This window comes from Azospirillum argentinense (assembly GCF_000632475.1).
In the GTDB taxonomy this organism is placed as follows: domain Bacteria; phylum Pseudomonadota; class Alphaproteobacteria; order Azospirillales; family Azospirillaceae; genus Azospirillum; species Azospirillum baldaniorum.
On the sequence record NZ_CP007794.1, the window covers coordinates 921,676 to 936,093 of the forward strand.

The following is a 14,418-nucleotide window of genomic DNA, read 5'->3' on the forward strand; positions in this document are numbered from 1 at the left end:
AACCTTAAGGGCCGCTTAGCCGAGCCGAACCGCGGTGTCGCTCGTGAAAGCGTACTGCGGAACGACGAGGTTGGCCGGGGCGGGACCCTTGCGGATGCGCCCTGCGGTGTCGTAGTGCGAGCCGTGGCACGGGCAGAACCAGCCGTCGTAGTCGCCGCGCGGATCGGTCGGCTTCTGGCCCAGCGGCACGCAGCCCAAGTGCGTACAGATGCCGACGACGATCAGCCATTCCGGCTTCTTGACGCGGGCGTCGTCGGCGGCCGGGTCGCGCAGTTCGCCGAGGTTGACGGTGCGCGCCTCCTCGATCTCCTTCGCCGTGCGGTGGCGGACGAAGACCGGCTTGCCGCGCCAGGTGACCGTGATCGCCTGGCCTTCCTGGACCGGGGCCAGATCCACGTCGATCGAAGCCAGCGCGAGGGTGTCGGCGGCCGGGTTCATGCTGTCGATGAACGGCCAGACGGCCGACGCGACACCAATGGCACCCACGGCCCCGGTGGCGAGGTAGAGAAAATCACGGCGGGAAGCCCCCTCGCCGCCGGGGGCCGCGTGGCCACCCGTCCCGGGCGGATGCGTGGTCTGAGCCATAAGCGTTAATCTCCTCAAGGCATACGCGGCGCGCCGAAGCGCCCTATGACACGTGGACCAGTGTTTATCACGACTTGACGGGCATGTCCGCTCACTGGGTGGGTGGGTGCGCGCCGCGTCGACCGGGGTTGTATGTCCCGGGTATCCGGGGTGCGGTATACAGTCGCGGCAACGCCTTGAAAAGGTTTTGTCATCGGGACAACTTGTCGCGCTTTGCGGTGCACCATTAGACGTCGCTGAACCAAAAGGGAATTTCATGCGCCTCGTTCTCTTCGAACCGGACATTCCCCAGAACGCCGGGACTCTGATGCGTCTGGCGGCGGGACTCGGGGTGCCGCTGGACCTGATCGAGCCCTGCGGCTTCGTTCTGGACGACCGCAAGCTGCGCCGGGCCGGGATGGACTACATCGACCAGCTGGCTCTGGTCCGGCACAGCTCCTGGGCGGCCTACCGGGCGCTGCCGCAGGCCGGGCGGCTGGTGCTGCTGACCACCCGCGGCGCCGTTCCCTACACCGAGTTCGCCTTCGCCCCGGACGACCGGATCATGGTCGGGCGCGAGAGCGCCGGGGTGCCCGACGACGTGCACGCGGCGGCCGACGCCCGGCTGGTCATCCCCCTGATGCCGCCCGCCCGGTCGCTGAATGTTGCGCTGAGTGCCGCGATGGTGTTGGGTGAGGCCCTGCGGCAGACGGCCGCATTGCCGAGACCCTCGCCCCTTCCTTCGCCCTGACCGACGCCGGACGCCCGCCCATGACCACCTCCCCCACCGACGCCATGGACATCAGAACCGCCCGTCAGGCTCAGGCCAGCGCCTGGTTCGCCGAACTGCGCGACCGCATCTGCGCCGAGTTCGAGCGGATCGAGGACGAGCTGACCGGCACCCATGCCGACCTGCCGCCGGGCCGCTTCGAGCGCAAGCCCTGGCAGCGCCCCGATCATGGCGGCGGCGAGGGCGGCGGCGGCGTGATGTCGGTGATGCGTGGCCGCGTGTTCGAGAAGGTGGGGGTCAACGTCTCCACGGTGCACGGCACCTTCAGCCCGGAGTTCCGCGCCAACATTCCCGGCGCCGCGGAAGACGGGCGGTTCTGGGCGTCGGGGATCAGCCTCGTCGCGCACATGCGCTCGCCGCTGGTGCCGGCCACCCACATGAACACGCGCCACATCGTGACCAGCCTCGGCTGGTTCGGCGGCGGCGCCGACCTGACCCCCATGGTGCCCGACGAGCAGGACACCGCCGATTTCCACGCCGCCTTCCGCAACGCCTGCGACCGCCACGACCCGACCTGCTACGCACGTTACAAGGAATGGTGCGACCGCTACTTCTTCCTGCCGCACCGGGGCGAGGCGCGCGGCGTCGGCGGCATCTTCTACGACAACCTGGATTCCGGGAATTGGGAGGCCGACTTCGCCTTCACCCGCGACGTGGGCTTGGCTTTCCTGGAGGTCTTCCCCGCCCTGGTTCGCCGCCACATGAACCGGCCCTGGACCCCGGAGCAGCGCGAGCACCAGCTGATCCGCCGCGGCCGCTACGTCGAGTTCAACCTGCTCTATGACCGCGGGACGACCTTCGGCCTGAAGACCGGCGGCAACACCGAGGCCATCCTGATGAGCATGCCGCCCGAGGTGAAGTGGCCGTAACGGCGGCGCTTCACCCCAGACGCCGCCTCGCCTCCGCCAAGCACTCGTCCCGTCCCGGCCGGAAATCCTCGGCGATCCACCACGCCTCGACCTGCTTCAGCAGCGCGCCCACCGCCGGGCCCCGCGGCATCCCCATGGCCAGCAGGTCGCGCCCGGCGATGGGAAGGACCAGGGACGGCAAATCCTCGGCGGTCGCCAGCGCAGCCCTGACCGCGTCGAGCGCCACCGGTCCGGGCGCGTCCACCGCCGCCAGCAGCACGAGATCGCGGTACAGTCCGGCGTCGCCCAGCCGGTAGAGCGCCTGCCGCCGCTTCACCGGCCCGTCGGAGGGTGCTACGGCCATCGGCGGCTCGGTCAGGGCGGCGAGGCAGTCGCGGTCGGCGTTGGACAGGCGCAGGGTCTGCGCCACGGCCAGCGCCCCCGCCCGGTCGGTGTCCAGCACGGCGGCGAAGCGGCGCACCGCCTCGGGCGGTTCGTCCAGATCGTGTTCCAACCGGACCAGACCGTCCAACCGGGCGGTGCGCACCGCGTCCGTCAGCAGATGGGCCATCACGCCGAGCCGGATCATCAACGCCCAGGCCGACGCTGGGTCGGGCGCCGCCAGCAGGCGGGACAACTCGCCCCGCACCCGTTCCCCGGACAGGGTGGGCAGGCGGGGAGCCATCTCCGCACAGGCGGCCAGCGCCGCCTCGTCCGGCGCGCCGCGCCCGTAATGGGCGTGGAAGCGGAAGAAGCGCAGCAGGCGCAACACATCCTCCTCGATGCGCTGGCGCGGGTCGCCGACGAAGCGCACCCGCCCGGCGGCCATGTCCGCCAATCCCCCGAAGGGGTCGTAGACGCAGCCGTCCAGCGTGCAGCTCAGGGCGTTCATGGTCAGGTCGCGCCGGGCGGCGTCCTCCCGCCAGTCGTCGGTGAATTCGACGCGGGCGTGACGCCCGAAGGTCTCGACGTCTCGACGCAGCGTGGTGATCTCGTAATGGGCCTTCCCCACCACGGCGGTGATGGTGCCGTGCTCGATCCCGGTGGGAATGGCGCCGATGCCTGCGGCCTTCAGCAGCGCCATCACCCGTTCCGGCGGGGCGTGGGTGGCGATGTCGATGTCCTTGACCTTGCGGCCCAGCCACGCGTCGCGCACGCAACCGCCGACGAAGCGGGCGTCCGCCCCTCCGGCGGCCAGGGCGTCGAACACGGCGCGCGTCTCGGGGGCGGTCATCCAGGGCTGGGGAGCGATGCGGGCGTTGACGGTCATGGCGGCAGGCTAGCCCGCAAGGCATTCAATTGCCAGAGACGCTCAATTGCCAGACGCCCCGCCGCCAACCACCCTCCCGTCTTCGACATGGGCCGGGGTGTAGGGCGTGTGCGGCGGCACCCCGCTGGTCATGGCGACCGAGCCCAGGGTCACCGCCATCGCCGCCACCCCGGCGAAGACCAGCCAGGGCCAGGGCGCCGTCGCCCACCACGGCGCCGGGCTGTGCGCCTCCTCCGCCTCGCGGCGGCGGCGCTCGACCACCAGCACATACAGGGCGTAACCGACCGTGGGCAGGACCAGGGGCAGGATGACCGTCAGGAAAATCCGCAGCACCGCGCCGCCCGCCCTACGATGATCCGCCGGCGGGCACGTCGCCCAGGCGATCGCTTCCCAGGCCGTCGCACCCCAGCCCCTCGCCCAGCCCCTCGGCACGGAGGACATCGCAGAGATTGACCAGCATCCCCGCCGTCGCCCCCCAGATGAAGCGCTGCTGGTAGGGGAAGGCGTAGAAATAGCGTTGCGCACCCTGGAATTCGCGGCTGTGGCGCTGCGGGTTGGTCGGGTCGAGGATGGCGGCCAGCGGCACCTCGAACACCTCCGCCACCTCGGTCGGGTCGGGAGTCACCTGGAAAGGCGGGCGCACCAGCCCGACCACCGGTGTCACCCGGAAGCCGGTGCGCGTCACGTAGGTGTCGAGCCGACCCAGCACCTCGATGTGGTCGCGCCCCAGTCCGATCTCCTCCTCGGTCTCGCGCAGGGCGGTGTCCTCCGGGTCGCGGTCGTCGCTCTCCATCCGCCCGCCGGGGAAGCTGATCTGCCCGGCATGGGCCGTCAGGTTGGCGGTGCGCTGGGTGAAGATGACCGTCAGCTCCTCCGGACGATCGACCAGCGGCACCAGGACGGCGGCCTCCCGCAGCTTACCCTGGGAAGGCTCGAAACCGGGATTCAGATCGTGGTCGCCGCGCACCTTGACCGGGCGCAGGTCGGCGGCGGCGCTTCCCGGAAAGCGCTTGCGGACCTCGTCGAGACTCACCCGCCAGGCAGCCTGCCCAGCGCGAAGAAGACCTTCTTGCTCCATACCCCCACCTCAGCCTCACCATCATGGCCGCGCGTATCGGCCCGGTCCACCATTTCGTAGTAGACCGGCCGGAGAATTCGCGCTTCGAGCCCGTTTCTTATGAGGATATAGGGCGTCGGTTCGCCATTTTCAGGATTGTGGACGACCCTGATCGGATGATCCGGCCCAGATTCGACCCATTCGTCTAAATTTGTGCGGAACGACAGGACCTGTTCGTCTCCATGTCCACTTGCGGCCATTTCCACGGCGACGAACGGCGTGTCCTCGACCACGATCCGCCCGCGCTCGACCGGGGTGACGAGCCAGAAGTCGCCGGACTCGTCCCGCCGCAGGACCGTGGCGAACAGCTTGACCAGCTCGATCCGCCGGATCGGGTCGCCCTCGTGGAACCACGTGCCGTCGCGGGCGATGCGGATGTCGAACCGCTGCTCCCTTGCGGCCAGGGGGAGAGGGAGGGGCAGGCTTTCGCCGCTCTCTCCACCTGTCACCTCACCTGGGCGCGTTTCATTTGGGCGCTTGTCATTCGCCCCGTCATTGCCGACCTTCATCGCTAGCCTTCTCATCTTTTTCGGGCCTGAGGGGCACAGAGGGAACTGGCCGCGCAACGTAATTTCGCCATACTCGTCACATAGGTCCGGACTGGCGGATTTGCCACGATGGCCGTTTCGACCCCCAGTGGTCATGATTGGGCGGTCATGATTGCCCACCAGAGTGAATGGTCTTAAACGGGAGCAGAGACGTGAGCGCAACCGATGCCGTCAATCCGGGGGCCAATCCGGGCCAGAACTTTCCCGCCGCCGAGAACCCGCACCAGCTCATGGCGGAGATCGAGGCGCTGGGCGGCCGGCTGACCCACGTCCGCGACCGCATCGGCCGGATCATCTTCGGCCAGCAGGAGGTCATCGACCTCACGCTGATCACGCTCCTGGCCGGCGGCCACGTGCTGCTGATCGGCGTGCCGGGCCTCGCCAAGACGCGGCTGGTCGAGACGCTGGGCACCGTGCTGGGCCTCGCCGAGAAGCGCATCCAGTGCACGCCCGACCTGATGCCCGCCGACATCCTGGGGTCGGAGGTGCTGGAGGAGAACGAGCAGGGCCGCCGCTCCTTCCGCTTCATTCCCGGGCCGGTGTTCAGCCAGCTGCTGATGGCCGACGAGATCAACCGCGCCAGCCCGCGCACCCAGTCCGCCCTGCTCCAGGCGATGCAGGAGCGGCGCGTGTCGGTCGCCGGCCACTACCACGCCCTGCCCCAACCCTTCCACGTCCTGGCCACCCAGAACCCGCTGGAGCAGGAAGGCACCTACCCGCTGCCGGAAGCCCAACTCGACCGCTTCCTGATGCAGATCGACGTCGATTACCCGGACCGCGACGCCGAGCGGCGGATGATGATCGCCACCACCGGCTCACTGGACGAGCAGGCGGTGACGGTGCTCTCCCCCGCCGACCTCCAGGTGGCGCAACGGCTGGTCCGCCGCGTGCCGGTCAGTGAGGGCGTCGTTGACGGCATCCTCGACCTCGTGCGGCGGGGCCGTCCGGAGGCGACCGACCTGCCGGAGGTGCAGCGCCACGTCGCCTGGGGTCCCGGCCCGCGCGCCAGCCAGGCGCTGATGCTCGCCGCCCGCGCCCGCGCGGTGCTGGACGGGCGGCTGGCGCCGTCGCTGGACGACGTGGTGGCCCTGGCGAAGCCCGTGCTGCGCCACCGCATGGCGCTGAACTTCGCGGCGCGGGCGGACGGGATCACGCTGGACGATATCATCAACCGCCTCTGCGCCCCGTTGTCGTAAGGACCCGCCGATGGCCAGTCCCACCCTTGGCGCCACCACCCTGCGGGCGCAGCAGCGCGCGGAGGGGCTGGCCGCCACCCTGCCGCCGCTGCTGGTCGCGGCGGAGCGCGTCGCCTCCACGGTGGCGCAGGGCGTTCACGGACGGCGCCGCGTCGGGCTGGGCGAGACCTTCTGGCAGTTCCGCCGCTACCAGCCCGGCGACTCGCCGCAGATGATCGACTGGCGGCAGTCCGGCAAGACCCAGCCCGTCTATGTGCGCGAGAACGAGTGGGAGGCCGCGCAGACCGTCTGGCTGTGGCGCGACCGCTCGCCTTCCATGGACTACCGCTCGGTCAACGGCCTGCCGACCAAGCGGGAGCGCGCCGACCTGCTGACCCTCGCCGCCGCGGTTCTGCTGGTGCGCGGCGGCGAGCGGGTGGGCCTGCTGAACTCCGGCCAGCGCCCGGACCATGGCAAGTTCGCCCTGAACCGCATGGCCGGTCAGATGACCGACCCGCGCAACGCCCATTCCCCCGACGCGCTGCCGCAGCCCGAACCGCTGCCCCGCCACGCCCAGGTGGTGCTGGTGGGCGATCTGCTGTCGCCGCTGCCGGAGATCCACGCCACCGTGTCGGCCCTGACCGGACGCGGTGTGCGTGGCCATCTGCTGCAAATCCTCGACCCGGCGGAGGAGACCCTGCCCTACGAGGGCCGCGTCGAGTTCGAAGGCTTCGAAGGCGAGGAGGAATTGCTGGTGCCGCGGGTCGAGGCGGTGCGCGAGACCTACCTGGAGCGGCTGCGCGCCCACCAGGACGGCCTGGACGCGCTCGCCCGCACCGCCGGCTGGACCTACGCCGTCCACCGCACCGACCGGCCGCCCCAGACCGCCCTGCTCGGGCTGTGGGGCGCCCTGGCGCGCGAGGCGGTTTAGGTGGGACGGCGCGTTGCCCCCACCCTCCCGCTTCGCGGGTCCCTCCCTCCCCCGCTCACGCAGGGGAGGGTCAAATCTCCCTCCCCTGCGAAGCGGGGGAGGGTTAGGGAGGGGGCAATCGCTTCGCCCTCCATTCTCCATCCTCCAACAGCGTAGACGCCGATGCTGGGTTTCGGACCGATCGCCTTTGCCGTTCCGTGGGTGCTGGCCGCCCTGGCCGTCCTGCCGGTGCTGTGGTGGCTGCTGCGCGTCACGCCGCCGGCCCCGCGGGTGGTGCGCTTCCCCGCCATCCGGCTGCTGCGCGACCTGACGGCGCGGGAGGAAACTCCGGCCCGCACCCCGCTGTGGCTGCTGATCCTGCGCCTGATCGTCGCCGCACTGCTGATCCTGGCGCTGGCCGGGCCGCTGCTGAACCCGCGCGCCGCCCTGCCGGGCAGCGGGCCGCTTCTGTTGCTGGTCGACAACGGCTGGGCGTCGGGCCGCGACTGGACGGGCCGCCGCGCCGCCATGGAGGAGCTGGTGTCGCAGGCGGAGCGGCAGAACCGCCCGGTCGTCCTGCTGCCGACCGCCCGGCCCGCCGGGGGCGAGGCGGTAAAGGCCAGCCCGCCCCTGCCCGCCTCGGAGGCCCGCCGTCTGATCCAGGCGTTGGAGCCGCACCCCTGGTCGACCGACCGCGCCGGCGCGTTGGAGGCGGTGCGCGGTCTCGCCGCGCGCGGCTCCGCCCACACCGTCTGGCTGTCGGACGGCATCGGCGACCGCACCGCCCGCGGCCTCGCCGAGACGCTGCAGCGCATGGGCTCCCTGGAGATCCTCGACGATTCCGCGGAGAAACCACCTCACCTGCTGCTTCCCCCGTCGTCGGAGGGCGCCGGTCTGACGGCCCGCGTGGTGCGCGCCGACGCCTCGCGTCCGGAAAGCGTCACCGTGCGCCTGTCCGGCGCCGACGGCCGCCTGTTGACCCGCCAACCTGTCGCTTTCGACACCGGGCAGCTCACCCGCGAGGTGCGCTTCGAGGTGCCGGCGGAGCTGCGCAACGACGCCGCCAGCCTGCGCGTGGAGAACGACACCACCGCCGGGGCCACCGTCCTGCTCGACGAACGCTGGCGCCGCCGCCCGGTCGGGCTGGCCTCGGGCCGCGCCAACGGCGAGAACCAGCCGCTGCTCTCCGACCTGCATTATCTGGAACGGGCGCTGGCCCCCTACAACGAGGTGCGGCGCGGCGAGCCGGACGAGCTTCTCAAGCGCGACCTCGCCGTGCTGGTCCTGTCGGACATCGGCGCCCTGACCGGGCAGGAAGCCCAGACCATCGAGGACTGGGTGCGCAAAGGCGGTGTGCTGCTGCGCTTCGCCGGGCCGCGGCTGGCCCAGAATCCCGACCGTCTGGTCCCGGTGCGCCTGCGGCTGGGCGACCGCGCGTTGGGCGGCGCCCTGTCCTGGTCGGAGCCGGCGAAGCTCCAGCCCTTCGACGGACGCAGCCCGTTCGCCGGCCTGCACATCCCCGACGACGTCGCCGTGTCGCGGCAGGTGCTGGCCGAACCGGCTCTGGACCTCGCCGACCGCACCTGGGCGCGGCTCCAGGACGGCACGCCCCTGGTCACCTCGGAAAAGCGCGGAGACGGCTACATCGTGCTCGTCCACACCACCGCCAGCCCGGAATGGTCCAACCTGCCGATGTCCGGCCTGTTCGTCGACATGCTGCGCCGTCTGGTGACGTTGAGCGGCGGCGTCGCCGGGGGCGCCCATGGCAGCACGCTGGAGCCGCTGGAGGTTCTGGACGGCTTCGGCCGGCTGGTGCCGCCGCCGGCCGCCGCCTTCCCCATCGCCGGGGACGCCGGGGCCGACGTGCTCGGCCCACGCCACCCGCCGGGCTTCTACGGCACCGAGGAGGCCCGCCGCGCCCTCAACCTGACCGCCACGCTGACGCGGATCGAGCCGTTGGGCGCCATGCCCGGCGGGGTCGCCCGCGGCCCCTACGGCACGCGGGGCGAGGTGGCGCTGAAGCCGGCGCTGCTCGGCATCGCCCTGTCGCTTGCCATGATCGACCTGCTGATCGCCCTGATGCTGCGCGGCCTGCTCGGCGGCTGGCGCTTCGGCGGCAAGAGGCGCCGCGCCGGGGCCGCCGCCGCGATCCTGCTGACGCTGGGCGCGGCGCTCCCCATGGCCGCAGCGCCCTGGCAGTCCGCCCGCGCCGACGACGCGCAATCGACCAAGGTGACGGCGGAGACCTACCTGGCCTATGTGCGCACCGGGAACGGCGCGGTGGACGACACCTCGCGCGCCGGTCTGGAAAGCCTCGTGGACGTGCTGACCCGCCGCACCGCGGTGGAGGCCGCCGGGGCGGTGGGCGTCGACCCGGAAACCGACGAGTTGGCCTTCTACCCCCTGCTCTACTGGCCGGTGTCCGGCGGGCAGCGCGCATTGAGCGACCACGCCCGCGCCCGGCTGAACGAGTACATGCGCAACGGCGGCACCATCCTGTTCGACACGCGCGACCAGTCGGCGGGTGCCGTCGGCGGCAACCAGGCGCTCCAGGGCATGGTGCAAGGGCTGGACATCCCGCCGCTGGCTCTGGTGCCGCCCGACCACGTGCTGACCAAGTCCTTCTATCTGCTAAACGATTTCCCCGGCCGCTACAACGGCGGCAATCTGTGGATCGAGGCGCGCGAGGGCCGCGCCAACGATGGCGTCTCCCCGGTCCTGATCGGCGGCAACGACTGGGCCGCCGCCTGGGCGGCGAACCGCAACGGCCAGCCGCTCTACGCCGTCGTGCCCGGCGGGGAGCGGCAGCGCGAGATGGCCTACCGCTTCGGCGTCAACCTCGTCATGTACGCGCTGACCGGCAACTACAAGGCCGATCAGGTCCATGTGCCCGCGATCCTTGAGAGGCTCGGCCAGTGACCCTGCTTGACGGAACCTCCATCGCTCTGGCGCCGCTGCTGCCCTGGGTCTTCCTGGTGCCGCTGTTCGTGGCGGCGCTGGCGATCCTGGCCCTGGCCGTCTTCCGCCGGGCGCGCGGCGTCTGGCTGCGCGCGCTGGCGGTGGCGGTGCTCGCGCTTGCGCTGATCAACCCGTCGCTGGTGCAGGAGAAGCGGGAGCCGATCAAGGACGTGGCCGTCGTCGTGCTCGACGCCTCGCCCAGCCAGAACATCGGCGACCGCCGCGCCCGCGCCGAGGCCGAGCTGGAGCGCCTGACCGAGCGTCTGAAGGCCTTCGACGATCTGGAGCTGCGCTTGGTCCGCGCCGGGGACGCGGAATCCGGCGCCTCCGCCATCAACGAGACGCATCTGTTCGACGCGCTGAACCGCGCCATGGCCGACGTGCCGCGCCGCCGCATGGCCGGGGCGGTGCTGATCACCGACGGGCAGGTCCACGACGTCCCGGAAAACCTCGCCCGGCTGGCCGAGATCGGCCCGGTGCACACGCTGCTGACCGGCAACCGCGACGAGGGCGACCGTCGTCTGGCCATCGTCCAGGCGCCGGCCTACGGCCTCGTCGGCAAGCCGGTGGAGCTGACCATCCGGGTAGACGACATGCCACGCCGCCAGTCGGCCGATGCGGCGGTGACGCTGCGCCAGGACGGCGGGCCGCCGCGCACCGTCCGCGTGCCCGTCGGCCAGGACTTCCACATGGAGCTGCCGGTGAACCATGGCGGCCAGAACGTGCTGGAGATGGAGGTCGAAGCGGCGCGGCAGGAGCTGACGCTCGCCAACAACCGCACCGCCGTGGTGGTGAACGGAGTGCGCGACCGCCTGCGCGTCCTGCTGGTGTCCGGCGAGCCGCACGCCGGCGAACGGACGTGGCGCAACCTGCTGAAGGCCGACCCGTCGGTCGATCTCGTCCATTTCACCATCCTGCGCCCACCGGAGAAGCAGGACGGCACGCCGATCCGCGAGCTGTCGCTGATCGCCTTCCCGATCCGCGAGCTGTTCGAGATCAAGCTGGACGAGTTCGACCTGATCATTTTTGACCGCTACCGCCGGCGCGGCGTGCTGCCCCAGATGTATCTGGAGAACATCGCCGAGTATGTGCAGAAGGGCGGCGCCCTGCTTGAGGCGTCCGGCCAGGGCTACGCTACCCCGCTGTCGCTGTTCCGCACGCCGCTGGGCCAAGTGATGCCGGCGGAGCCGACCGGGCAGGCCATCGACCGCCCCTTCAAGCCGACCGTGACGGAGGTCGGCCGCCGCCATCCGGTGACCGCCGGCCTGCCCGGCGACCGCCCGGACGGCGAACCGAGCTGGGGCCGCTGGTTCCACCAGGTGGAGGTCGTGCCGGGCAACGGCGCGGTGGTGATGAACGGCGCCGACGACCGGCCGCTGCTGATCCTCGACCGCGTCGGCAAGGGCCGGGTGGCGCAGCTGGCGTCCGACCAGATGTGGCTGTGGAGCCGCGGCTTCGAGGGCGGCGGTCCGCAGGCCGAGCTTCTGCGCCGCCTCGCCCACTGGCTGATGAAGGAGCCGGAACTGGAGGAGAACGACCTGCGCGCCCATGTGGACGGCAACCGCATCACGGTGGAACGCCGCTCGCTGGAGCCCGACCCGCGCAGCATCACCCTCACCACCCCCTCCGACGAGACCCGGACGCTGGAGATGACCGAGGACCGCACCGGCCGCGCCAGCGCCACCGTGGTCGCGGGGGAGCCGGGCATCTACCGCATCACTGACGGCGAGCGCACGGCGCTGGCCGTGGTGGGCGCCGTCAACCCACCGGAACTGGCCGACGTGCGCTCCACCGGCGACCGCCTGTCGGGCGTCGCCGAGGAGACCGGCGGCGGTGTGCATTGGATTTCCGACACGGAAGGCGGCGTGCGCCCCGGCATCGACGTGCGCCGCACCCTCCCCGACCGGACGCAGACCGGCAACGATTGGATCGGCCTGCGCGCCAACGGCGATTTTACGGTGACGGGGGTGTCCGAGGTGCCCTTGCTGCCGGTGGGCGCTGTGCTGGCGCTGGCGCTGGGCGCGCTGTTGATGGCTTGGCGTCGTGAGGGGCGGTAAGGGTCAACGAAGCTGTTGCAATCGGGTTGGGTTTCCGCTTATGGTCCCGACCCTTCCGGCGCTGATCGCGCCGTTCGGTTGGGGCGTCGCCAAGCGGTAAGGCAGCGGTTTTTGGTACCGCCATTCCCAGGTTCGAATCCTGGCGCCCCAGCCAACCTAACCCACTGTTTTTGTTCTCGTTTTTGGTTTGGTTGGGGTCCTTTTCCGTGTGCACCAGACTGCGCACACATGGTAATCGAACCCGTTGGAAATCCTCGCTTTCCAATTTTGTACGAAAGTTTCCGGTGCACACTATGTGCGCACGGAGGAGCCCGATTTGGACTTGTTTGGTTCTAAGGGGCGACGTTGAGCGAATCCGGCGTTCAGCTGCACTGCGGGCGAATCAACATCCCCTCGTCAGCATCCGGGCCGGCCTCGCCGTGCACCAGCCGGCGACGGTCTTCGATGACCGACACGACGAGTTGACGATTCCCGACCAGCGTGCTCGTGGTATGGATGTTTGGGGCTCCGAACTCGACCGTAAGCCAATGGACGCTTCAGGTTGCCCGACCGTTTTGCGCCCCATTGTCCGGCACGGGGTTGGGGGCGACGGAGAGGCCCAGGCACCAGCCAAGGTAAAAGCGAAGATCCTCGTAGAAGGCCTCCGGCGTGTAAAGTTGCAAGCCTGGGCTGTCGATCAGTTCGGAGCCCGCCTGAATTCCCCAAGCCAGTAGCATCCAACTCCCTGCTACCCACGCCGTGAGCTGAGCTAACACCGGAATGGTGCTCGCATCCCAACGGCGAAGAACGACTCTGCTGCCCAACAGCGCGATCAAAAAGCCTGGCACCGCGCTCGTCACCACGATCGGCCAACCCCATCCATAAGAGTGGCCGATGAAGACAATCCATACGCACGCTAAGCCCGTCGCCGGAAGAGCCAGCCGGCGAGACGTGCCCGAGACGAACCAGGCGGCCGTGACCGCTGCCGGAATCGAAGCCCACTCGCAAGCGCTGTCGATCGCTCGTGCCAAACTGGCTTTCTTAGCCTCGTCACCGGCGTGTTCAGCGCCGATATACGCAATCATCGCTTCGTGGATGCACACGACGACAATCCCAAAGGCCAGCGACACCAGAACGCCAAGCAGCATTCCACCGGATGGTGCGTGCGCCAAATGCCATCGCCCGGCCTTGAGCCGTTCCATCAGCGGTTCGACGAAGAAGGCGAAGAGCGTACCAATGAACAGTGCGGAAAACAGTTCTGCGGCCCCGAAATGGCCACGCATCAGCACGAACCCTTGCCAGAGCAACTCCGGGGCGAAAGCGCAAACCGAAACCCACAGCGTGTAGACCGTATAGGCCAAAGCACGAGCGAATGGCACGGATTGCCTCCATCAAACGGCCACGCCGACGTGACGTTGGTTCCCGTCCAGTTTCGCCCGCCAAGGCCTCCCCTATACGGGCTGCGCCAAACTCACCAATGGAGCCGTGCGACGGCAGAAGTCGACCAGATTAGGCTGTGCCGTAACAAAAGCGCGCAACGGCGTATCGATCTCGTACCAGTAAATGTTGGGCAGAAAGCCCATCAGCGCCGTGTCGACGCTGTGTGGAGTATCGCCGAACAGGAAGGGCCGGTCCGCCAAGGCGCCAGCGATGGCGTTCAGATCAGCGAGACCGCGGCTGTAGACTTGGTCACGATCATAACGGCCGATACCCTGGAAACAGTAGCGCTTCAGGTTGTATTCCCGTGCCGCCTCTAGAAGTGCTTCAGAGAGGTCTGAATGCGTGTTGAGCAGTTGGCTCCGAAACAAGGGCCAAAAACGATCATCGGACCACCGCGAGAAGGACATTACCCAATACAGATTATCGAGCGTGCGCCGGATCATATGGTCGATGCGTCGTTCGGCCTCACTAAGATCGTCATCAATCGACAAGCGATGTTGAGTGATCAGGTATGCTATGATGAGATCACTGTCTCCAATCACGGTGCTACCATCCAAGATGTACGGCAGTTGCCCGCGAGGGGCGTCACGGGCGTCGATGATATGCTTTTGCTGATAGGGCAATCCACATAGGCGCATAAACGCCACAACCTTGAGGCCGTAGGGATTGTTGTCCGCCAAGCCATAAAGGTGGGGGTAGGTGTACAGCGTGATCATAGCCGGCTCCGTCCACTTGCAGCCCGGCTGGGGCCACGATCCGGCA

General features: G+C 69.4%; 13 protein-coding genes and 1 tRNA gene. 7 read left to right on the top strand and 7 right to left on the bottom strand.

From position 1 onward, the window contains the following. Nucleotides 1–15: 15 nt before the first annotated feature. Nucleotides 16–585 (bottom strand): ubiquinol-cytochrome c reductase iron-sulfur subunit, encoded by a 570-nt coding sequence (gene petA / locus ABAZ39_RS18320; protein WP_014198445.1) that lies wholly within the window; start codon nt 583–585, stop codon nt 16–18. Nucleotides 586–841: 256 nt separating this feature from the next. Between petA and ABAZ39_RS18325 the strand changes: the two genes are divergently transcribed. After that, nucleotides 842–1,315, top strand: coding sequence for a tRNA (cytidine(34)-2'-O)-methyltransferase (locus ABAZ39_RS18325; protein WP_040134287.1), 474 nt, complete (start codon nt 842–844; stop codon nt 1,313–1,315). Nucleotides 1,316–1,335: 20 nt separating this feature from the next. Beyond that, on the top strand, nt 1,336–2,223 hold the full coding sequence (hemF, locus tag ABAZ39_RS18330; protein WP_081863142.1) for an oxygen-dependent coproporphyrinogen oxidase: 888 nt from the start codon (nt 1,336–1,338) through the stop codon (nt 2,221–2,223). Between the two features lie 10 nt (nt 2,224–2,233). On the opposite strand, the gene ABAZ39_RS18335 is transcribed toward hemF, so the two are convergent. The 4 genes from ABAZ39_RS18335 to ABAZ39_RS18350 are packed head-to-tail and all read right to left on the bottom strand — an operon-like array spanning nt 2,234 to nt 5,098. Further along, nucleotides 2,234–3,472 (bottom strand): CCA tRNA nucleotidyltransferase, encoded by a 1,239-nt coding sequence (locus tag ABAZ39_RS18335; protein WP_040134288.1) that lies wholly within the window; start codon nt 3,470–3,472, stop codon nt 2,234–2,236. 42 nt (nt 3,473–3,514) lie between these two features. Beyond that, nucleotides 3,515–3,805 (bottom strand): DUF6111 family protein, encoded by a 291-nt coding sequence (locus tag ABAZ39_RS18340; RefSeq protein ID WP_040134289.1) that lies wholly within the window; start codon nt 3,803–3,805, stop codon nt 3,515–3,517. Nucleotides 3,806–3,818: 13 nt separating this feature from the next. Beyond that, nucleotides 3,819–4,505 carry a CoA pyrophosphatase gene (locus ABAZ39_RS18345; RefSeq protein WP_040134290.1) on the bottom strand — a complete coding sequence of 229 codons (687 nt, stop codon included), beginning with the start codon at nt 4,503–4,505 and terminating at the stop codon, nt 3,819–3,821. After that, entirely contained in the window at nt 4,502–5,098 is a 597-nt protein-coding gene (locus ABAZ39_RS18350; RefSeq protein WP_081863143.1) for a DUF1285 domain-containing protein, read from the bottom strand. The genes ABAZ39_RS18345 and ABAZ39_RS18350 overlap by 4 nt, the downstream gene beginning before the upstream one ends. A gap of 191 nt (nt 5,099–5,289) precedes the next feature. Between ABAZ39_RS18350 and ABAZ39_RS18355 the strand changes: the two genes are divergently transcribed. The 5 genes from ABAZ39_RS18355 (at nt 5,290) to ABAZ39_RS18375 (ending at nt 12,391) form a co-directional block, all read left to right on the top strand. After that, on the top strand, nt 5,290–6,333 hold the full coding sequence (locus ABAZ39_RS18355; RefSeq protein WP_014198438.1) for an AAA family ATPase: 1,044 nt from the start codon (nt 5,290–5,292) through the stop codon (nt 6,331–6,333). 10 nt (nt 6,334–6,343) lie between these two features. Further along, nucleotides 6,344–7,243, top strand: coding sequence for a DUF58 domain-containing protein (locus ABAZ39_RS18360; RefSeq protein WP_014198437.1), 900 nt, complete (start codon nt 6,344–6,346; stop codon nt 7,241–7,243). A gap of 162 nt (nt 7,244–7,405) precedes the next feature. After that, nucleotides 7,406–10,141 (top strand): DUF4159 domain-containing protein, encoded by a 2,736-nt coding sequence (locus ABAZ39_RS18365; RefSeq protein WP_040134291.1) that lies wholly within the window; start codon nt 7,406–7,408, stop codon nt 10,139–10,141. Further along, nucleotides 10,138–12,237 carry a glutamine amidotransferase gene (locus ABAZ39_RS18370; RefSeq protein ID WP_040134292.1) on the top strand — a complete coding sequence of 700 codons (2,100 nt, stop codon included), beginning with the start codon at nt 10,138–10,140 and terminating at the stop codon, nt 12,235–12,237. The genes ABAZ39_RS18365 and ABAZ39_RS18370 overlap by 4 nt, the downstream gene beginning before the upstream one ends. 79 nt (nt 12,238–12,316) lie before the next feature. Continuing rightward, nucleotides 12,317–12,391: transfer RNA gene (locus ABAZ39_RS18375), tRNA-Gln, on the top strand. 382 nt (nt 12,392–12,773) lie between these two features. Here ABAZ39_RS18375 and ABAZ39_RS18380 read toward each other — a convergent pair. Continuing rightward, nucleotides 12,774–13,595, bottom strand: a complete 822-nt coding sequence (locus ABAZ39_RS18380; protein WP_081863145.1) for a hypothetical protein — start codon at nt 13,593–13,595, stop codon at nt 12,774–12,776. 72 nt (nt 13,596–13,667) lie between these two features. Further along, nucleotides 13,668–14,372 carry a glutathione S-transferase C-terminal domain-containing protein gene (locus ABAZ39_RS18385; protein WP_040134294.1) on the bottom strand — a complete coding sequence of 235 codons (705 nt, stop codon included), beginning with the start codon at nt 14,370–14,372 and terminating at the stop codon, nt 13,668–13,670. Nucleotides 14,373–14,418: the final 46 nt, after the last annotated feature.